Source organism: Microbacterium sp. (assembly GCF_003248605.1).
Taxonomy (GTDB): Bacteria; Actinomycetota; Actinomycetes; order Actinomycetales; family Microbacteriaceae; genus Microbacterium.
Map to the genome: position 1 here is coordinate 21,711 of NZ_QFPF01000008.1, position 20,893 is coordinate 42,603.

The window sequence follows — 20,893 nt, forward strand, 5'->3', positions numbered from 1 at the left end:
CTCACGGCGCGCATCCCGTCGCCGGTGTCTGCGACGCCTGACCGTCGGCGCGCCGCAGCAGCACCTCGATGCAGGTCGCTCCGGCATCCGCGGGCACCGTGACGGTGCTCTGGTCGGTCGAGGTCAGCGCCTCCTCCTGGCCGGGGGCATCGATCCGCCACAGGAAGAGGTCGCCGCTACGGGGATCGGGGTTGGTCCAGGTGAACACCACCCCCGCGTCGCTGACCCGACCGGTGAGATCCGTCGGCGTCGGCACCGCCGCGCCGACGACGTCGACGGGGGCCGCGGTCGGAGAAGCCGACGGCTCCGCCGCGTCCCCACCGGTGAGCAGGGATGCCGTCACGACACCGCCGACGATGACGAGGGCCGCCGCGACGCCGACCGCCACCCAGACGCCGCGCCGTCGCCGTACGACGGCGGGTGCGGCCGGCGGGGAGGCCGGTGACGGTGCCTGCGACGCAGCCGGGGCGACGGAGACCGGCCGGCGCAGGGTTGAGTCGGCCGCGGGATCAGGGGGCGCCGCGGACGCGTGCGAGGCGTCGGCGCGGAGCACCGTCTCGCCCGGGTAGTCCACGACGACCGGGGCGACGGCATCCGTCGTGGAGGAGGCGACGGGCGCGCCCGACAGGGGAGGGGCGGCGGGGGCGCCGAACGCCGAGGGACGGGTGGGCCCGGCGGCCGGCGAGGTCTGCGGGTCGATGCTGACGATTCCCCGCACGCGGGTGAGACCGTCGTCGTCGTCCGCCTCGTCGGGCGCCGCGGGGGCGTCATCGAGGATGTCGATGGGCGTGACCGAGTGCGCCAGCTCGATCTGCACCTTCTGCAGAGCACGGGCGAAGGCGACCGCGCTGTCGAAGCGGTCGCCGGGATTCTTGGCCATCGCCCGCTCGAGGACGCCGACGAGCGCGCGGGGCGCGTCGGGGCGCTCGAGCGGCGGCAGGGGCTGCGACACGATGCGCTCGATCAGGTCGGCGCCGGTGTTGCGGCGCCCCGGGGTCTCGAAGGGCGAGCGCCCCGCGAGCAGGCTGTACAGCGTCGCACCGAGCGCGTAGACATCGGAGCGCGGTCCGCTCTGCGGGGCGTCGGCGAACGACTCCGGCGGCGACCACGGGATCGACAGGCCCGCCGAGGCCCCCGCCCCCGTCGCATCCGACGAGGCGATGCCGAAGTCCGTCAGCGCCGGCCGGTTGTACTCGGTCACGAGGATGTTGGCGGGCTTGATGTCGCGGTGCAGCACGCCGGCACGGTGGGCGGTCTCGACCGCCGCCGCCACCTGGATGCCGGTGCGCAGCGCCTCGGCGACCGAGAAGGGCTCGGCCCGATAGCGCACCTGCAGGTTGGGCTTGGGGCAGTACTCCATCACGAGGTACGGCCGTCCGTCGCCCGCGACGCCCGCCTGGTGGATCGTCACGATCGCCGGGTGGGTCGAGAGCATCGCCATGACGTTGGCCTCGGCGGTGAACTCCTCGGCCGAGCCGGTCGTCAGGCGATCGGGCAGCAGCACCTTGACGGCGACGCGGCGCCGGGGAAGCTGCTGCTCGTACAGGTAGACGTCGGCGAAGCCGCCCGAGCCCAGCAGCTCGAGATAGGTGAAGCCCGGCAGCTGCGGCGGCGGCGCGGGCGGGCGCTTCGTGCTCACGGCAGGTCCTCGAACGCGACCGTCACGCCGTCGCCGAGATCGAGCACGTCGCCCGTGACGACGACGGTGGGCTCACCGGGGTGCAGGCGGACGGGGTCCTGGGTTCCGCGCCGCAGCGTCGTGCCGTTCGTCGTGTGCAGATCGACCACCAGCACGCTCTCGCCCTCGGAGCGGATTTCGACATGGCTGCGGCTGATGTCCTGCTGCGGACTGTCGACCGCGATCAGCTCGGGAAGCTCGCTGCCCGACGCCCGGGTCGAGCGCGGGCGTCGCCCGATCACGACGGGTCGATCGAGGATGGCCATGCGTCCCGTCGAGAGACGGATGCGGCCCCGGGGCACGGCACGCAGGGACATCGTCGGTGCCGTGGGCGGGGATGCCGGGGCCCCGGCCCCGCGGAGCTGTCGGGCCTGCTCGACCGAGATCGTGGCCCCGTCGTGGTCGCCCTGCGGCGCGGGCGGGACGACCGGCGCGACCGGCTCCTCCGCGTCGGTCTCCTCAGCCGAGACGGGACGCACGGCCGCGTCCTCGACCGAGCGGGCCACCGTGGCACCCCACAGGTGGTCGTACTCCGCGTCAGCGGGCACGGGTGCCGGCTGGGGTGCGGTGGCAGGCTCCGGCGCGGTGGCAGGCTCTGGAACGGCCTCGAGCTCGGGCTCCGGCGCGGAGGTCTGGAGCTCCTCGAGGGTCGCATCCAGCGGAACCGTCCAGGACGCCGCATCGTCCGCCGCGCCCGCCGTGCTCGGGGCTGCCGCGGCTGCCGCGGGTGCCGGCGCGGCGACGTCGGCCTGCACCGCGATCCGCAGCTCCGAGAACAGCACCACGCCGTCTCGGATCGGCATCCGATCGGCATCCGGCGCCGGCCCGTCCACTCCGCCCGCGCGCAGCACGACGGCCGAGGCGCGCGGGGCGAAGCGCTCGGTCCAGGTCGAGACCTCGGCGTTGCCCACGGTCTCCACTCCCGCCTCCGTCGTCAGATCGACATCGAGGTCGCCGCGCACGAGGATGCGCACCCCGTCGCCCTCGAACAGCACGATCCCGAAGGTCGGCAGGGTGACGAGGGTCGTGCCGAAGGCCTCGGCGAGCGCCCCGATGACTGCGCCGACACCCCCCGGCGCCAGACGCTCGCCGATCAACCGCACGACGGCCGTCGGCACGCCCGGTTCGAACACCGCCAGCCCGGCGGGCACCGCCACCGCCGGCCAGCGCCCCCCGGCATAGGTGATCTCGCTCATCGTGCTCCCTCCGATGCGGCCGCGCGCGGCCGGGTCTCCGTGTCGACGTCGGGACCGTCATCCGCCGGCTCCGGAGGCCGCGTGTCGTGATCGTCGCCCGCGTTGCGGGTCGAGACCTCCAGTGCATCGACGACGATCGCCGTGATGTTGTCGCGTCCGCCGCGCAGGATGGCCTCGTGCACGAGGCGGTTCGCGGCGAGCTGCGGGTCACGCACACCCGCCAGGATGTCGGCGATGCCCTGCGCATCCAGTTCGCCCGACAGACCGTCCGAGCAGACGAGCATGCGGTCGCCCGCCTCGGCGGGGATCAGCCAGAAGTCGGCTTCGCCCGTGCTGCCGGCGCCGATCGCGCGGGTGATGACGTTGCGACGATTGTCGGACGCGGCATCCCCCTCATCGAGTGCGCCGGAGTCCACGAGCTCCTGGACGACGGAGTGGTCGACGCTGATCTGCTCGAGCACTCCGTCGAAGAAACGGTAGGTGCGCGAATCGCCGACGTTGAGCGTCAGCCAGTACCCTTCGCCGTCGATGTCGGCGATCGCGACGCCGCTGAGCGTCGTGCCCGCCGCGCGCTCCCCCGCCCGCAGCGCATCGACGCGCACCCGCGCGCGTTCGAGCGCCTGCTGGAGATGGTCCACGGTCACGCTGGTGCCCGGAAGCGCTGAGAACTCGTCGATGACGGCGGCGCTCGCGATGTCGCCGGCGTCGTGCCCGCCCATGCCGTCGGCGACCAGGAACAGGGGGGAACGCGCGAGGTGGGCGTCCTCGTTGATCCGGCGGCGCAGCCCCTCGTGGGTGGCGGCGCCGACCGCGACGCGGATCGGCGGGCCTTCGTCGCGGGGGCTCATGCGGGCACCTCGATGCTCAGTCGTCGATCGCCGAATTCGAGCACGTCGCCCGCGCGCACCGCCAGGCGCACCCCCGCCTCGGCTCGCTGCCGCTCGGTGGAGCGCACGAGCACCACGCCGTTGGTCGAGTGCCGGTCGAGGACGTAGGGGGTGCCGTCGTCGCCGGCCCCGATCTCGAAGTGCGTCTTCGACAGCGAGAGGGTCTCGTCGCGCACGGCGGCGGTCAGCGCCCCCGTCTCGGGCGCGGGATTGCGACCGAAGACCGTGCGTCCGTAGACCGCCTGGTGCGCACCGTCGTCCCAGACGAGGGTCACGAGCGCCCGCTCACCGGAGGCGATACGCGTGAGCGCGAGCTCATCGGTCGACGCGGCGTGAGTGGGGCGGGCGGTGGGCCCGTCCGGAGCCGGGGGCACGGGCGGCGCGACCGGCGCCGGGGCCGGCGGGGTCAGGGCCGGCGGAGTCGCCGCGGAATCCTGGGACGTGACGCCGGGGACGTGGGAGATCAGCCCTGTCGCCGGCACGGCCGGCACGGGGTACGCGGGTGCCGGGGGCGCGACCGATGCCGGCGCGACGGCATCGGTCGGTACGGGCGGCGGGCCGACCGATGCGAACGGCGGAGGGAGCACGGGACCGGGAGGCAGGAACGACAGGGGCTCGTCGGAAGGCGCGTCGGTGCCCGCGCCCGCATGAGGCGCCAGCGCGGGCGCCGCGCCCTGCTCGGTCCCGGACTCGGCCGGAGATCCGGTGCGCGAGGGCGCAGCATCCATCATCACCGAACCTGCGGCCCGATCATGCCAGCCCTGACGGCGGCCGCTCCGGTCGAAGAGGGGCGTGAAGTACCCGACCACGACGGCGCAGGCAAGGCCCCAGACGATGTTGCGCAGCAGGGCCCGGGCGAAGCCGATCGGACGGGCGGCGGCGTCCTGCCGCACGAGACGCAGTCCCCGCGCACGCTGTCCGAGGGAGCCGCGCCCACCCTGCATCGCGGTGTAGATCAGCAGCCATGCGAACCCGCCCGCCCACGCCGCCGCCACCACGACCAGCGGCGAGGTCTGCGCGGTCAGCCACACGATCGCGGCGACGCCGGTCACGACCGACGTCACCACACCCGCGATGACCGCATCGATCGCGTAGGCGCCCGCGCGGCGGGCGAGCGAGGGCGTGGAATCGGCGGATGTCGTCATCGAGGGTCCTCTTCGGCTCGGGCTGCGTCGTGCCCGGTGTCGGCGGCGGCGGGGCGGGCGCCGCGACGTGCGGGAGCCGCGTCACGGGCGTCGCGGGCGATCTGCGTCGCCCGCTGGGCGATGCTCGCGCGCACCTCGCCGAGGCGCGCGCGCATCAGGAGGGAGCGCAGACTCACACGCGCGCGCAGCCGAGCCCAGCGCCCGAGCCCGGCGTCCGACCCCGCCAGCACGGCGTCGATCTCGCGCCAGAAGTCATCCACCCGCTCCGGGGAGGGCTCGCCGGGGCCGAACACCTCGGCGTCCGCCCGCGCGGCGAGTGCGGTGACGGCGGGCTGACCGAGACTCGACCCCACGACCGGAGCGCTCTCGGCACGGGTCGCACCCGCCGCAAGCGGCGCGCGCAGGTCGACGGCCCGGTCGACCAGCTCGTCCCAGCCTCCGCTGATGCGGTCGGCGACGGCGGGGGCGGCGCGGCGACGCCGGCGGCGGGCGGCCTTGAGCAGGAGGATCGCGATGAACGGCGCGAGCAGTACGGCCAACACCGCGAGGACACCGCCCGCGATCAGCAGCACGGTGACGATCCACCCGGCGCCCGCCTCCTGATCCTCCTCGGACTCGCGATCGTCGGCGACCGTGGGCGGCAGCTCGACCGGCTCCTGCGGCGGCGGCGGGGGCTGCAGCACCTGCGGCCGGGGATCGGCCTTGGGTTTGGTGGTCTGGTCGTTGGGCACCTGGTCCTCGGGCGGGGTCGGGTCGAACGGCAGCCAGCCGTAGCCCTCGAAGGCGACCTCCACCCAGGCGTGCAGGTCCGCACCCGTCGCCGTGAAGACCTGCCCCGCCGGATCCTCCTCGTCGGCGTGGAAGCCCATCACGACACGGGCGGGGATGCCGAGCTCGGCCGCGATGAGCGACATCGCGACCGCGTACTGCTCGTCATCACCGATCATCTGGTCCGAGCCGAGCAGAGTCGTCACGCGCGCGGCGCCGTGGCCGGCGGGCGAGAGCGCCTCGCCCTCGAGTCCGTGGCTGAAGAACCCGTCCTGCGCCAGCCAGCTCTCGAGCGCCCGCACGCGCTCGATCGGGGTGACCGCCTCGGCCATCGCGTCGGTCGCCGCCTCGGCGAGTCCCTCCGGCGCCTCACGCTGCTCCGGCATGCGGACGGGAGCGAACCCGACGTCGGCGAGCGCCTCATCGCTCGGCGACGCCGCAAACACCGTCGTCATCGTGTAGGCATCGCCCTGGGCGAGTCCCGCGGTGACCACGGCGGTGCCCGTCGCGTCGTTGTAGTGCGCCGCGCGGCGCAGGTCATCGGCGCGTTCGCCGTCGAAGCGCACCTCGGTCACCGCCCCCGCGTCGGGCAGCCACACGCCGTCGAGCTCGTCGATCTCGAAGCGGAGGGTCATCGTCTGGCCCTCGGCATCCGGCGACATGTTCTCGCGAACGGGAGTGAACGCGCTCGACGATCCGGCGCCCTCGTCGGAGACGTTGTAGACCATGCCGTTGTAGGCGTCCATCACCGCCAGGCGCACACGAGCGTCGTCGGGCAGCCCCGTCACCGTGAAGAGCGTCTCGTCGGCGCTGTCGCGGACGTATCCGCGAAACGACTGGAGCGGGCTGGGGTACTGACGGATGTCGAAGGGTGGGATCACGACGTCGCGCAGCACGTAGCGGGGGCCGGCGGGGGCGGCGATCGCCGCGGTGGCGACGCCTGCGGCGGCCGCGACGCCGAGGATCGCCGCGCCGGCGACGAGCCGGCGGATCCCCTGTCCGGGCACGGGCAGCGCGTCGGGTGCGCCCACCTCGACGACGGTGCGGGCAGGATCCCACGCCTGGCGCAGCGCGAGCCACGCGACGGCGACGACCGCGAACACGATGCCCTGGACCACCGGGAGCGCGGGCTGCGACATACCGAGGGCGATCTCGACGCCGAGGAAGGCGAGGGCGGGAACCAGCGCCCAGGCCGGCGGGCGCACGCGCAGCGCGAGGCCGGCGGTCAGCACGGAGGCGACCAGCGCGAGCAGGAACGGCACGATGAGGTGGCCGTCTCCGGATGCCACGGGGGCGACGGTGGTGAGCAGCTGCTTCCAGCTCGTGACGATGCCCACCGCGAGCGGGCGCCACGTCTCGATCGTCGGAACGACACCCGCGAGCGTCGTGTGCGGCAGCGCCAGCGCCCCGCCGAGGACGAAGTACAGGGCCGCCGTCGCCGCCGTGAGGGTGAGGACGCCCCAGCGCAGCCGTGCGCCGAGGACGGCGAGACCCATGCCCGCGGCGAGTCCCCCGAACCCGGCGACGGCGAAGCCCGGGCCGGCGAAGGTGGGCGCGAACCCGATCACCGGCACCGCCAGCAGCAGCGCGACCGCGACGACGTCGACGAGTGTGCGCCGCCGCGCGGCGGCACGCGGGAGATCGGCCCGGGGGGCGGCGGCGCTCATCCGAGCACCTTGCGAAGCGACGCGGGCAGGTCATCGAGCGCGCCGACGGTCACGACATCGGCATCCCCGATGCGGCGCAGGCCCGGCCGGGCACCGGACTCGGCGATGACGACGACGACGCGCACTTCGCGCGGCAGCCGGGCGCACGCTGCACGCAGCTGCGCCGCGGGCACACCGGAGCCGCACACCAGCACCGCCACGCTCGCGGTCGATGCCCCCGCAGCGATCACGCCCGCCAGCTCCACGAGGCCGCCCGTGCGGGTGCGACCCTGCTCGAGCCCCGCGAGGACGTCGAGGAATCGTCGTCCCGAGGCCGCGGGCAGCGCGCGACCCTGCACCCACGCATCGAGGCGGCGGCTGTCGCGGAACGCCCGGAGGCCGACGGAGCCCGCCACCGAGATCGCGAGCTCGAATTCGTCGGCGTCCCGGTAGTCCCCCGGACGCACCGACAGGCCGACCACGAAGTGCGACCGTCGCGTCTCCTCGTACTGGCGCACCATGAGGGTGCCCGTACGGGCGCTGGAGCGCCAGTGCACATGACGGCGGTCATCGCCCGGCTGGTACTCGCGCAGGGCGTGGAAGGACACGTCGTCCGGTGAGAGGTCGCTGGCGGGCAATCCCTCGAGGTCGCGCAGGTGCCCGAGCGAGAGACCGTCGAGCCCCGTGGTGCGCGGGTGCACGTAGAGCTGCACCGCCCGTTCGCGGTTGTGCACGCGCTCGAAGAGGCCGAGCGGGTCGCCGCGGAGCACGCTCACCGGACCCACCGCCAGCACACCGCGCGCGGTCGTGGGGATGGTGAAGAGCTCCTCGCGCGACTCGCCCGCCGATAGGCGCGGCACATCGAACGTGCCCCGACCCGAGCCGACGGGCAGCACGACGCGGGAGGGCAGAATCGCCCGGTCACCGCCGTTCGTGAGGGTGAGGGCGCCCACCGCGCGTTCGCCGACCACCACCCGCGTGCGCGTGAGATCGAGGGCGACGTCGTACGTCGTGCGGCCGATCAGGAACAGCGCGCAGACCGCGAGCGCCGTCGTGATGACGACGGCCGCGACGACGAGCTCCGCCCAGCCGAGCATCGATCCGGCGAGCGCGCACACGATCACGGTTGCGATCAGCACCCACGTCACGGGACGGGCCACCGACAGCACCCCCGCCACTCGACGGAGCGCATACGCCGCGACGGGAACCGCGCTCTCGCGCCAGGACGGCTCGCGCGCGGATGTCGCGGCGACGGGCGTGGCCGCCGGCGCGGAGACCCCGGCATCCGCCCGCTCCCCTGTGCCGGACCCCCGCACGTCGGCCGCGCGCGGGACCGCGACGGCTGAGGGATCGGCGGCGCGAGCCGCGCGGGCCTCTGCGCGCGTCGTGACGGGGGAGGGTGACATCATGCCGCGGACGACCTCGCCAGCGGTGCCTCGACGTCGGCGAGCGCGCGGGTGACGACGCTCTCGGCGGTGGTTCCGGCGAACTCCGCCTCGGGATCGAGCACGATCCGGTGCGTCCAGACCGGCGCGGCGAGCGCCTTGATGTCGTCGGGCACGACGTAGTGGCGCCCCTGCGACGCCGCGCGCACCTTCGCCACGCGCACCATCGCGAGCGAGCCGCGCACCGAGACCCCCAGCCGGGTGGCGGCGTCGGTGCGCGTGGCCTCGGCCAGCTGCGCCGTGTAACGCAGCACGACGGGATCGACGTGCACGGATGCTGCCAGATCGGCCATGTCGGCGACGGCGCCGGTCGTGATGATCGCGGTGAGGTGCGCCGACGGATTGCGCTCGGCGGCGCCCGCCAGGATCCGCTCGGCCACGGCGAGGTCGGGGTAGCCGATCGAGGTCTTGAGCAGGAAGCGGTCGAGCTGCGCCTCGGGAAGCTTGTACGTGCCCGCCTGCTCGATCGGGTTCTGCGTTGCGATGACGAGGAAGGGCCGGCCGACCTCGTGCGCGGTCCCGTCGACCGTGACACGCGACTCCTCCATGACCTCGAGCAGCGCCGACTGGGTCTTGGGTGAGGCGCGGTTGATCTCGTCGGCGAGCACGATGGAGGCGAAGATCGGGCCGCGGTGGAACTCGAAGCGACGCGAGTCCTGGTCGTAGATCGTCACACCGGTGACGTCGGAGGGCAGCAGGTCCGGCGTGAACTGGATGCGGTTGGAGGTGCCCTGCACGGTGGCCGCGAGCGCCTTCGCGAGGCTCGTCTTGCCGGTGCCGGGGGCGTCCTCGAGGAGCACGTGCCCCTCGGCGAGCATCGCCTGCAGAACCAGGGCGACGATCTCGCGCTTTCCCATCAGCGCGCGATCGACGTTGTCGACCAGTCTGGTGAAGGTGCCCTCGAACCAGGCGGCCTGCTCGGCGGTCATGCTCATCGTGTGTCGTCCTTCTTCTCGTGCGTCTGGGGAGCTCGCGCCATCGGTCACCACGTCACCCTCTCGGAGTCGCCCCAGCCGACGATCTCGACGTAGACGCGGGCCCCCGGCCAGCCGTAGTAGCAGCCGGGCTCGACCGACCCGTTGGCGGGGATGTTGATCGTGTAGCCGCCGCCCCAGCGCGCGTCGCCGTCGGCGCTGCACCAGATGCGGTAGTTGCCCGCGGGGAAGTTCTCGACGTTCAGGCGCACCTGCGCGCAGCTGGCGGTGTTGCAGTTGCCGTTGTTGACGGCCGAGCCCCGCGACGCCCACGCCCGCGGCTGCGGCGGGTCGGACGTGCGCGCCTGCGCGGAGTTGGTGTTCGTCTGCCCGGCGGCATCGGTGGCCCGCACCTCGATGCGGTGCGTCTCGGCGTGGCCGTACCCGCGCGTAGTCGCGTCGTTGAGCGAGACCTGCTGCCAGCCGCCCCCGTCGATGCGGATCTCCATACGGGTGATCGCGCGGCCGTTCTCGGCAGGCGCCGTCCACCGGTAGGTGATGTTCGTGCCGTTCGCGTTCGCCGAGACCCCGGGCTGGCGCACGGGACCGTAGGGCTGCACCGTATTGGATGCCGCCGACGCGGCGCCGTCGTAGCGCACACCGTCGAGCGCGGTATAGGCCCGCACCCGCACCGAGTAGGAGCCGCCGTTGCCGACGCCGCTCGTGATCGTCGTGCCGTCCCAGTCGGCGCGCCACGACCCGTTGTTCACGGAGTACTCGTAGCGCAGCTCCCCCGCGTTGGCGCCGTTGCCGTCGGCGGCGCCGTAGGTGACCGACACGCGGTCATCACCCTCGGTCGCCCGCACATTGGTCGGCGCGTCGGGCGCCACGAAGGCACGACGCGGCGCCGAGGGCGCGCTCGTCGCGCCCCAGCCGGCCTTGTTCTCTGCCGCGACGGTGAAGGTGTAGTCGCTCGTCGACGCGTCGAGGGCCAGCGCCTGCGAGGTCTGGCCGGCGGGCACGCCGATCGTGCGGCTCCCGCCGCCCCCCTGCACGGTCAGCCGATATCCGGAGATCTGATCGCCGTTGTTGGCGGGCGGGGTCCAGCTCACCCGCATCTGCGCCTGCGAGCCGACGGGCTCGAGGCGCTCGGTCGTCGGGGCGGCGGGGGCCTCGGGCGCTCGCGCCGGCACCATGCCTGCCGACCAGGCGCTCCACGTCGAGGGCTCGGGGGCGCGGTTGTGGGCGCGCACGCGCACCTGGTAGTTCACGCCGTTCTCGAGACCCTCCCAGGTGAGCGACGTGCCCGAGACATCGGTCTTCTGCGCCGCACCGGAGGGCGGTGCGGGCGAGATCTCGAGCGAAAAGGATTCGACCGGCGATCCGGGCGTGGGGGGCGTCGTCCACGCCACCTGCAGGCTGCGGTCGCCGAAGTCGAGGGTCGGGGGCTGCGGGGTGTCGGGGCGCGCGTCGGGACGAGCCGTCTGCGAGGCCGGCGACGGGTCGGACTCGCCCACCCGGTTTGTCGCGGTGACCACGAAGTTGTACTCGACGTTGTTGGTCAGCCCGCCGAGTGTGCACGTCGTCGATGCGCACTCGGTGGTGTAGCCGCCCGAGGTCGCGGCCACGGTGTATCCGGTGATGGGCGCGCCGTTGTCGGTCGGCGGCGTCCAGGCCAGCACCACGGTGCGATCCTGCACGCTCGAGACGGTGGGGGTTCCGGGCGTGCCCGGGCGTCCCTGCACCGTGATGCGGATGCGGCCCTCGACCTCGCGGTCGGCGTCGGCGGTCGCGTCCTGCACGCGGTAGCGCACGACGAGCGTGCCGACGAAGCTGTCGCCAGGGGTCACCCGCACCTGGTCGCCCGCGACCTCGGCGACGCCCACGCCCGTCTCGGCGGATGCGGCCACGACGACCAGCGGCGTCTCGGGGAAGGGGTTGAAGTCGTTGTCGAGCACCGGGACGGTGATGCTCTCGCCCTGGTCCGCCTCCGTGATCACGTCGTCGTTGGCCGTCGGCACGGGGCGCGTGGAAGCGCTCACGCGCACCTGGACGGTGCCCTCGACGGGTTCGGTGGTGCCATCGTCCACGCGCACGCGCAGATCGATCGTGGTGCCCTTCTGCATGTCGGAGTCCGCCGCGACGTTCAGCGCGGATCCGTCCATCGACGCGGTGAACCCGTTCGGCGCGCCGCCGACGAGTGTGTACCCCATGCCGTCGAGGTCGCCCGGATCGGGGTCGGTGACCAGGGCGGCGAGGTCGAGGGATGCCGGATCCTCGCCGGGTGCGACATCCATCTGCGCTCCGGCGAAGGCCGGCTGCTGGTTCGCGGGCGGCAGCACCGTGACGGGCAGGGTGAGCGTCGCCTTGCGCCCCTCGGGGTCGTCGGGTCCTTGGCCGTCGGTGACTTCGAACACGATCGCGTCCTGACCGAAGTAGCCCTGGCGCGAGGTGTAGACGAGCGTGGACTGATCCTGCACGAGCGAGGCGCCGTCGTGGTGGGCGGCGGTGACCTTGCCGGCCTCGGTGATCACGACCGCGCGACCACCCGCGGCGCGCACGTGCTCGGCGAGGGGGATCTGGATCGTCTCGCCGCTTCGCACCTCGACACCACTCGTCGACGAGAGGCTGGGCACGAGCGCCGAGAGCGCGGGGACGTGGATGAACGCCGACGCGCTCTGGCCGTCACGATCGGTGATCGTGTACGTCAGCAGCTGAGCGCTCTCACCGAGCACCACGCGCACCGTGCCGTCGGCGCGTACCTGAGCCCCGTCCGCGACCGAGACCTCGAGGGCGGCCACCGTGCCGTCGGGGTCCTCGTCGTTGCCGAGCACCTCGAGATCGACCGTGCCCTCGTCGGTCACGTCCTCGGCGCGTACCCGATCATCCCGTGCGATCGGCCGCTGCAGAGGCACGTCCTCGGCCACCGTGATCTGCAGCACCGCCATGGCGCGCGCTCCGCGCGCATCCTCGATCGTGTACTGCAGCGAGGTCTCGACGGGCGAGGGCGGCGCGGTCACGAGGACGCGGCCGTTCAAGACCTCGGCGTCCAGGCCCGGCACATCGGGCAGCACGAGCCCGCCACGCACGAGCGAGATCTCATCGCCATCGGGATCGGAGTCGTTCTGGAGAACCGGGACGGCGACCTGCCGGTCCGGGCGCATGATGACGGCATCCTTCAGCGCGTACGGCGCCTGGTTGGCCGACTCGGGCGGGGCGATGCCCACGCGTACGGGGGCCGTGCCCTCCTTGCCGAGGCGATCGCGCACCCGGTAGGTGAAGGTGTCGACGCCGACGGAGTCCTCGAACGCCTCGTAGACGAAGAAGTTCGCGCCCGTCTCGACGATGCGCCCCTTGCCGGGTGCAGAGGCCAGCCCCACGAGCTCGACCGAATCGCCGTCTTCGTCGATGCCGTCCAGCGGCACCGCGATGCGCACCTCCGACCCGCTCAGGGTGCGGGCCTCGATGTCGCGGGGACGCGGCGCGGCGTTGGTCTCGGCGTTGACCGGGAGAACCTGGATCGTGACGTAGCCGGCATCCCGCTGCCCCGTCGAGTCGACGGCCTCGTAGGTCGCATAGACCGTGCCCGGCTCGTTGCTCGCGCGGAATCGCAGGGTGTCCTCCGAGACGAAGATCTCGCCGTCGGCGGCATCGGGCAGGGGCGCCACGAGGTCGGGCGCGACGTGGATCTCGTCGCCGTTGGGGTGATAGTCGTTCTCGAGCACGGGGATCGTGACGATGTCGCCGGCGCGCACGACCACCTGGTCGTCGTTCGCGACCGGCGGGCGCAGCGTCGGCGGGGCCGGAACCGGGATCACGACCACTTCACCCTCGGCCGTCTGCGTGCCGTTGGAGATGCGGTACCGCACGCTGACCTGCCGGTCGAGCGCGGACTGGTCGCTGATGCGCAGCGTCTCGTGGCCGAGCACCGCGACAGAGACGCCGGTGCCGGGATCGACGGTGACCGACTGCACGACGAGGATGCCGCCCGCCGGGTCGGTGTCGTTGCTGAGCACGTTCACCAGCACCTCTCCGCCGCGGGGCAGGAGCGCGACGTCCCGCACCGCGACCGGGGGCACCTCGGTGTCACCGTCGGCCAGGACGTCGACGCGCACGAGCCCCGGCACGGAGTTCGCCCCCGCCGAGACCAGGTACTGCACGTAGTAGGTGCCGGGCTGAGCCGAGGTGAAGGAGAAGGTGCGATCGGCGAAGTCCGGCACGATGGTCGCGCCGTCGAGCTCGTCGACGCGGGTCAGGCGCAGGGGCTCACGGCCGGAGCTGGTGTCGTTCGTCAGCGGGGCGACGGTGACCGTCTGCCCGGCACGCACGACGACGTGGTCGGCGTTCGTGACGGGGGTCGTCGATCCGAGCGGACGCACGTCGAGGCGCAACACACCGGCGGCGTCCTCGGTGCCGTCCGACACGACGATCGGCACGTCGACGCGACCCTGCACGCCCCCGATCGCGCGGTAGGTGATCTGACCGTCCGACGTGAAGTCGGCCTCGTCGCCGGGGGTCGGGGTGACCTGCTTGAGGAAGACGTCGTCGCCGTCGGGGTCGATCCAATCGGGCAGCACGTTGTACGACACCACGCCGCCCGATTCGACGGTGACCGCCGTGACGCGCTTCTGCACCGGCGCGGCGTTGACGTCCCAATCGTGAACGGTGAGGGTGACCGCGGCCTCCGCCTCGCCTCCTCGGCCGTCCTCGGCGCCGTAGCGGAACGTCTCCGACCCCGTCGCCCCCTCGGGGACGGCGATCTGCAGCGCACCGCCGTTGTGGATCTGCTGGATGACGCCCATGGACGGCCCGCCGTCGAGGGCTGAGGCCACGAGCACGTCACCGTCGGCGTCGCTGTCGTTGTCGAGCACCGGAAGCACGGTCGTGCGCCCCGGACGCACCCCGAAGTCGTCGTCGACCGCGATCGGCGGCGTGTTCTGCTCCGTGCGCTCGGGAAGGGTCGTCTCGACCGTCTCCTCCGTGGTCTGCTCGTCCTCCTCCTCGCTCTCGGACTCGGGCGGGGTGACGTCGTTCCAGTTGTCGACGCGCTGCATCGAATCACTCGCCATCCACGCCGCGCCCCCGACGACGTCGTTGAGCACGACGACGTCGCGATTGACGCGGAACTGCAGCACCGACGTCTCATCCGCTCCCTCGATGCCCGTCTCGAGATCGTCGAGCTCTCCCGGGCAGTCGCGGATGAAGAGCGCCGACCCCGACCACGCGGCATAGGTGCACCCGCCCAGGAACACCGGCGCCGCGGGCAGGCCCTGCGCCCCGCTCGAGCGGCGCACCGGCTCCGAGCCGTCGGTCGGCACCTGCACGAGGTGCGACACCGTCGACAGCGTCACCGCGTCTGAGGCCACCGAGGGCTGCTGCAGCACGGCGGCGTCGGCGTCCTCGACGTCGACCCGCGTGCCGTCGGTGCCCGAGAGCACGCCGGTCTCCGGGTCGAGTACGTATGCCCGGTCGCCGACCGCGGTGATCGAGGCGGCGGTGGATGCTGCCTCCAGGCCCTCGACGGCGTGCCGCACGGGCTCGGCCATCTCCCCGCCCTCGTCGGGCGCGATGCTCACGATCTCGCCGTCCCGCGGCGAGACGGCGTGCACGACGCCGTCCAGCCCGACGACCGCTCGCGCGCCCTCGCCGAGTTCGACGAGGGGTTCGACGCCCTGCGGCTGGAATCCGCCCACGGCGTCGGCGGGCATCGCCCAGAGCGCGCCCGACGCGGGATCGACGACCGCGACGGTCTCGCCGCCGAGTGCGACGCCGCCGCCCGCGGGCAGTTCGCTGCCCTCGTCGAGCACGACACGCGCCGGGTCGACCGTGCTGAGGGTCGACCCGGCCGAGTCGACGACGAGCACCGTGGTGCCCGCTTGGAGGATGTCGTAGTCGTCGCTGGTCGTGCGCAGGCCGCCGTCGAGGACACGCGATTCGTGGTTGAAGTGACCGACGAGCAGGCTCGAGGACTTCGTGATCCACACGCCGCCGTCGTGCAGATCGACCTCGGTGGTGGGGAGCCCCTCGTACACGAACGCGAGCGTGGTGATCACCACCGCTGACGCGGTGACCACGCTCGCCCCGGCGAGCGCCTTGCGGCGCGCACGAATCCACGCGAAGGATCTCATGCGAAAGTTCGACCTCCCCCCGGGGCGCGCTCTCGTGTTCTCAAAGCTCTCGGCGCCGGCGGGCGGCGCCACCCGCATCCGCGCGAGCGCGGCGGGGCGTTATCCGTCGAACAGCCTAACCCGGGGTCTCGGCCGCGCCCGACGGGTGTGAGTACCCGGGTACCCGGTCACACCCCGGATCGGACGTAGTCCCGCAGGTGGCGGGCGGTGAGCGTCTCGGCGGTCTCGACGAGCCGCTCGGGCGTGCCCTCGAACACGACCCGGCCGCCGTCGTGACCCGCCCCCGGGCCGAGGTCGATGATCCAGTCGGCGTGCGCCATGACCGCCTGGTGATGCTCGATCACGATGACCGAGTTGCCGGCATCCACCAACCTGTCGAGCAGTCCGAGCAGGTTGTCGACGTCGGCGAGGTGCAGGCCCGTCGTCGGCTCGTCGAGCACGTAGATCGCGCCCTTCTTCGCCATGCTGATCGCGAGCTTGAGCCGCTGACGCTCGCCGCCCGAGAGGGTGTTGAGGGCCTGGCCGAGTGTGATGTAGCCGAGGCCCACATCGATCATGCGGGCGAGGGTGGTGTGTGCGGGACCCGACGGGAAGAACTCGGCCGCCTCGACCGCCGACATCGCCAGCACCTCGGCGATGTTCTTGCCCTCGAGGGTGTACTCGAGCACCTCGTCGCTGAAGCCCGTGCCCTCGCAGAGCTCGCAGAGCGTCTCGACGGTGGACTGGAAACCGAGTTCGGTGACGATCACGCCGAGGCCCTTGCAGGCGATGCAGGCCCCCGCCGAGTTGGCGCTGAAGAGCGCCGGCTTCACGCCGTTGGCCTTCGCGAAGGCGGTACGCACGGCATCGAGGATGCCGGTGTAAGTGGCGGGGCTCGATCGCCGCGACCCCTTGATCGGCGCCTGATCGACGACGACGACATCGTCGAACGCGGGGACGTTGCCGTGGATGAGCGAGGACTTGCCCGACCCGGCGACGCCGGTGACCACCGTGAGCACGCCCAGGGGGATGTCGACGTCGACGCCGACGAGGTTGTGCTGCGACGCCCCGCGCACCTCGAGCGCCCCGCGGGCCGCGCGTGACGAGGTCTTCAGCCGCGCCCGGTGATCGAGATGCCGCCCTGTGAGGGTGCCCGATGCCCGCAGCCCCGCGACATCGCCCTCGTACTGGATCTCGCCCCCGTGACGCCCGGCCCCCGGCCCCAGATCGACGACGTGGTCGGCGATCTCGATGACCTCGGGCTTGTGCTCGACGACGAGCACCGTGTTGCCCTTGTCGCGCAGCTGCTGCAGCAGCGCGTTCATGCGCTGGATGTCGTGCGGGTGCAGACCCGCCGTCGGCTCGTCGAAGACGTACGTGATGTCGGTCAGGCTCGAACCCAGATGCCGGATCATCTTCGTGCGCTGCGCCTCACCGCCCGACAGCGTGCCGCTGGATCGGTCGAGCGAGAGGTAGCCCAGTCCCACCTCGACGAAGGATTCGAGCGTGGCGGCGAGCCCCTCGATCAGCGGCCCGACCTGCGCGTCGTCGATGCTGCGCACCCACGCGGCGAGGTCGCTGATCTGCATCGCGGCGGCGTCGGCGATGTTGACGCCCTTGATGCGGGACGAGCGCGCGCCCTCGTTCAGGCGGGTGCCCTCGCACGCCGGGCACGGGAGGAACTTCACGGCGCGCTCGACGAAGGCGCGGATGTGCGGCTGCAGCGCGTCGCGATCCTTCTGCAGCATGCTCTTGGTGACCTTGGGCACGAGGCCCTCGTAGGTCATGTTGATGCCGCCGATCTTGACCTTGGTCGGCTCCTTGTAGAGGAAGTCGGCGCGCTCGGTCTCGGTGTAGTCCTGGATCGGCTTGTGGGCGTCGACGAAGCCGGACTCGGTGAATCCCTTCACCATCCACCCGTCGACGCTGTAGCCGGGGATCGTGATCGCGCCCTCGGCGAGCGAGCGGGTCTTGTCGAACAGTTCGTCGAGGTCGATGTCGCTCGCCTCGCCGAGACCCTCGCACTCGGGGCACATGCCGCCGGTGATCTCGAACGCCCGGCGCTCCTTCGTGCCCTTCTTCGTCCCGGTCTGGATCGTCACCGCGCCCGCGCCCTTGATCGAGGGCACGTTGAAGGAGAACGCCTGCGGCGACCCGACGTGCGGCTGGCCCAGGCGGCTGAACAGCACCCGCAGCATGGCGTGCACATCCGTCGCGGTTCCCACGGTCGAGCGCGCATTCGCGCCCATGCGCTCCTGGTCGACCCGGATGGTGGCGCTGAGATTCTCGAGCGCATCGACCTCGGGGCGCTGCAGCTGCGCCATGAACTGCTGCACGAACGTGGGGTAGGTCTCGTTGATCAGCCGCTGGGATTCGGCGGCGATCGTGCCGAACACGAGCGAGGACTTGCCCGATCCGCTGACGCCCGTGAAGACGGTCAGGCGCCGCTTGGGGATCTCGAGCGAGACGTCCTTGAGGTTGTTCTCGCGCGCCCCCACGACGCGGATCACCCCGTGCACGTCGGCGATGGATGCTGCGGCCTGCTCCTCCGGCATGTGATGCCCCTCTCTGCCGGGCACCAGTGTGCCCGATCCCGCGGACATCCGCTGTCCTCGGGATCGGGCAGAGCGCCGGAGCGTCGGACCCGGAGCGTCAGACCCGCGGGTCGTCCGGTGCCGAAGACTCGTGCTGCGTGACACGCGTGCCCGAGGCCGGGTCGACCTGCGTGCGCGTGGTCGACGAGGCGCTGCGGCGGCGCGCGAGCAGTGCGATGCCGATCAACGTCACGATGGCGCCCGCGCCCATGAGGATGTAGCCGACGGTCGTGATGTCGATCCAGCCGAGATCGAGGTTGAGCGCGAACGCGCAGATCGCGCCGATCGCGAAGAGGAAGATTCCGAAACCGATACTCATGACATTCCTGCTTCCTTGGTCGGGGCGGCCTTCTGGGCCGTGCCAACCCATGAAGCTACGCGGGATGCCCCGCTGACGCGAGGGCGTTGCGCGGCGAGCGCCCGATGCGGTATCACGCGCCGCGGGGCGCGGCGCGTGATACCGCGAGGAATCTCACCGCCTCGCGCGCGCGACCTTCTCCGGCACGGGGGCCTCACCCGATGCCTCCAGGGCGGCGACGTATTCGCGCGCCTCGTCCTGCCGCGCCTTCTCCGTCCCGGACGCGATCGGCGCCCGCACGTGTTCGGGCGCATAGCCGAACGCATCGACCAGATCGAGCGCGTGCGGACGCAGTCGCGCGCACAGGCGATCGATGTAGCTCGAGACCGCGGCCGCCCGCTGGGTGGAGAGGCGCCCGTTGATGAGGTACCACGCCAGGTGCTTCTCGATCAGCGTCAACCCGAACAGGTCCCGCAGCCAGGTCAGCACGTGCCGGGTGCCCTCGTCGCTCGTGCGGGCGACAGCATCCGTGAACGCCTCCCACTGCAGCAGTTCGCCGTGCGCTCGCGCCGCCTCGATGAGCTCCGACTGATTGGCGTTGAACAGCTCGGCGGCATCCTCCTTCGGCAGCTTCGCGGCCGGCCGCAGACGCCCCGCGACGTCGGCGATCATCTGCTGCACGCGACCGGTGAGCAGCTCCTGCTGCTGGTCGGCGCGCAGGCCCCGCTCGACCGACCGCGCGACCTGGCCGAGGTCGCCCACCGTCTGACCGAGCTGACGCAGCCCCGCGCCGTGGAACACCTTGCCGGCGGTCTGGCCGACCGCGAAGGCGGCGAGCGCCTTGGCATCCTTGCCGGTGAACTGCTTGGCGTAGTCGCTGAGCAGCCGCTTGCCCACGAGCTGGAGCAGCACGTTGTTGTCGCCCTCGAACGTGACGTAGACGTCGAGGTCGGCGCGCAGGCCGACCAGACGGTTCTCGAAGAGGAACCCGTTGCCGCCGCACGCCTCGCGGGCCTCCTGCAGCGTGTCGAGCGCGTGCCACGTCGAGAGCGGCTTGAGCGCGGCGGCGAGGGTCTCGAGGTCCTCGCGGTCGGCATCGGTGTCGGCGGCGCCGCTGAAGACGGCGTCGAACTTCTGCAGGAACTCGTCGTGCGCGAAGATGTGGGCGTAGGTCGTCGCGAGGCGGGGCAGCAGACGCCGCTGATGACGCCCGTAATCCATCAGCACCACCTCGTCGGTGCCCGTGCCCGAGTCGAACTGCCGGCGCTGGGTGGCGTAGGTGATCGCGATCTTCAGCCCGAGGGCCGAGGCCCACGCCGCCGCGCCGTCGAGCGAGACGCGGCCCTGGACGAGCGTGCCGAGCATCGTGAAGAATCGGCGGCCGGGGCTTGCGATGGCGCTCGAGTACGTGCCGTCGGGGGCGACGTCGCCGTACTTGTTGAGCAGGTTCGTGCGGGGGATGCGTACGTGGTCGAAGTGCAGGCGACCGTTGTCGATGCCGTTCAGACCGCCCTTGAGTCCGTCGTCCTCGCCGCCGATGCCGGGCAGGAACGCGCCGCTCTCATCACGCAGGGGGACGTAGAAGCAGTGCACGCCGTGGTTGACGCCGTTCGTGATCAGCTGCGCGAACACGGTGGCTGCGATCCCGTGGAGGGCTGCGTTGCCGAGGTAGTCCTTCCACGCCCCGCGGAAGGGGGTGTGGATGACGAACTCCTCGGTCGCGGCATCGTAGGTCGCCGTCGTGCCGATGGCCGCGACATCCGAGCCGTGGCCCGTCTCGGTCATGGCGAAGGCGCCGGGGATCTCGAGGCTCATGATGCCGGGCAGCCAGGCATCGTGGTGCTCTTTCGTGCCCAGCTGCAGCACGGCCGACCCGAACAGACCCCACTGCACTCCCGATTTGATCTGCAGGCTGGGGTCGGCGGCGACGAGTTCTTCGAAGCCCGCGATGTTGGCGCCGTTGTTCGCCTCTCCGCCGTACTCGACAGGGAAGGCGCGATGCACCCCGCCGTTCTCGACCAGAAGGTGCAGCTGGCTCAACACGCGCTCGCGGTGCTCGTCCTTGCCGAGGTCATCGACCCGCCAGAACGCCGGGTCCTTGATCATCTCGCGCGCCTCGCGCCGCGTGTCGGCCCACGTGCCGAGCAGCATGTCGGTCACCTGGTCGATGTCGATGCGCGCTTCAGCGGCCTCGGCCGCGCTGTTCGGTGCGGTG

The 20,893-nt window shown here is 72.3% G+C and carries 11 protein-coding genes; all 11 read right to left on the minus strand.

Annotated features, from left to right (window positions below):
• Position 1 precedes the first annotated feature (1 nt).
• The gene (locus DI573_RS02360; RefSeq protein WP_292810227.1) at positions 2-1,639 is read right to left on the minus strand and encodes a serine/threonine-protein kinase; all 1,638 of its coding nucleotides are present in this window, start codon (positions 1,637-1,639) and stop codon (positions 2-4) included.
• Positions 1,636-2,874, minus strand: a complete 1,239-nt coding sequence (locus DI573_RS02365) for an FHA domain-containing protein (RefSeq protein ID WP_292810229.1) — start codon at positions 2,872-2,874, stop codon at positions 1,636-1,638. Before DI573_RS02365 ends, DI573_RS02360 begins: the two co-directional genes overlap by 4 nt.
• Positions 2,871-3,722, minus strand: a complete 852-nt coding sequence (locus DI573_RS02370) for a protein phosphatase 2C domain-containing protein (RefSeq protein ID WP_292810231.1) — start codon at positions 3,720-3,722, stop codon at positions 2,871-2,873. The genes DI573_RS02365 and DI573_RS02370 overlap by 4 nt, the downstream gene beginning before the upstream one ends.
• Positions 3,719-4,906, minus strand: a complete 1,188-nt coding sequence (locus tag DI573_RS02375) for an RDD family protein (protein WP_292810233.1) — start codon at positions 4,904-4,906, stop codon at positions 3,719-3,721. The genes DI573_RS02370 and DI573_RS02375 overlap by 4 nt, the downstream gene beginning before the upstream one ends.
• Positions 4,903-7,341, minus strand: coding sequence for a transglutaminase-like domain-containing protein (locus DI573_RS02380; protein WP_292810235.1), 2,439 nt, complete (start codon positions 7,339-7,341; stop codon positions 4,903-4,905). Before DI573_RS02380 ends, DI573_RS02375 begins: the two co-directional genes overlap by 4 nt.
• Positions 7,338-8,729: a DUF58 domain-containing protein gene (locus DI573_RS02385; RefSeq protein ID WP_292810238.1), complete on the minus strand. Its 1,392-nt coding sequence runs from the start codon at positions 8,727-8,729 to the stop codon at positions 7,338-7,340. Before DI573_RS02385 ends, DI573_RS02380 begins: the two co-directional genes overlap by 4 nt.
• Positions 8,726-9,700 (minus strand): MoxR family ATPase, encoded by a 975-nt coding sequence (locus DI573_RS02390; protein WP_292810240.1) that lies wholly within the window; start codon positions 9,698-9,700, stop codon positions 8,726-8,728. Before DI573_RS02390 ends, DI573_RS02385 begins: the two co-directional genes overlap by 4 nt.
• 47 nt (positions 9,701-9,747) lie before the next feature.
• A complete protein-coding gene (locus tag DI573_RS02395) occupies positions 9,748-15,807 on the minus strand; it encodes an Ig-like domain-containing protein (protein WP_292810242.1) in 6,060 nt (2,019 codons plus the stop codon).
• Positions 15,808-15,974: 167 nt separating this feature from the next.
• Positions 15,975-18,341, minus strand: coding sequence for an excinuclease ABC subunit UvrA (locus DI573_RS02400; protein ID WP_292810244.1), 2,367 nt, complete (start codon positions 18,339-18,341; stop codon positions 15,975-15,977).
• Positions 18,342-18,438: 97 nt separating this feature from the next.
• Entirely contained in the window at positions 18,439-18,699 is a 261-nt protein-coding gene (locus tag DI573_RS02405) for a DUF6458 family protein (protein ID WP_292810246.1), read from the minus strand.
• Between the two features lie 153 nt (positions 18,700-18,852).
• Positions 18,853-20,893, minus strand: a 2,041-nt coding sequence (locus DI573_RS02410) for an acyl-CoA dehydrogenase (protein WP_292810248.1), incomplete at its 5' end; no start/stop codon positions are given.

Excerpts from the sequence above, each read along its gene's own strand:
- DI573_RS02375 (WP_292810233.1), bottom strand. The coding sequence starts at position 4,906 with ATGACGACATCCGCCGATTCCACGCCCTCGCTCGCCCGCCGCGCGGGC.
- DI573_RS02400 (WP_292810244.1), bottom strand. The coding sequence starts at position 18,341 with ATGCCGGAGGAGCAGGCCGCAGCATCCATCGCCGACGTGCACGGGGTG.
- DI573_RS02390 (WP_292810240.1), bottom strand. The coding sequence starts at position 9,700 with ATGAGCATGACCGCCGAGCAGGCCGCCTGGTTCGAGGGCACCTTCACC.
- DI573_RS02405 (WP_292810246.1), bottom strand. The coding sequence starts at position 18,699 with ATGAGTATCGGTTTCGGAATCTTCCTCTTCGCGATCGGCGCGATCTGC.
- DI573_RS02365 (WP_292810229.1), bottom strand. The coding sequence starts at position 2,874 with ATGAGCGAGATCACCTATGCCGGGGGGCGCTGGCCGGCGGTGGCGGTG.
- DI573_RS02370 (WP_292810231.1), bottom strand. The coding sequence starts at position 3,722 with ATGAGCCCCCGCGACGAAGGCCCGCCGATCCGCGTCGCGGTCGGCGCC.
- DI573_RS02395 (WP_292810242.1), bottom strand. The coding sequence starts at position 15,807 with ATGAGATCCTTCGCGTGGATTCGTGCGCGCCGCAAGGCGCTCGCCGGG.
- DI573_RS02380 (WP_292810235.1), bottom strand. The coding sequence starts at position 7,341 with ATGAGCGCCGCCGCCCCCCGGGCCGATCTCCCGCGTGCCGCCGCGCGG.
- DI573_RS02385 (WP_292810238.1), bottom strand. The coding sequence starts at position 8,729 with ATGATGTCACCCTCCCCCGTCACGACGCGCGCAGAGGCCCGCGCGGCT.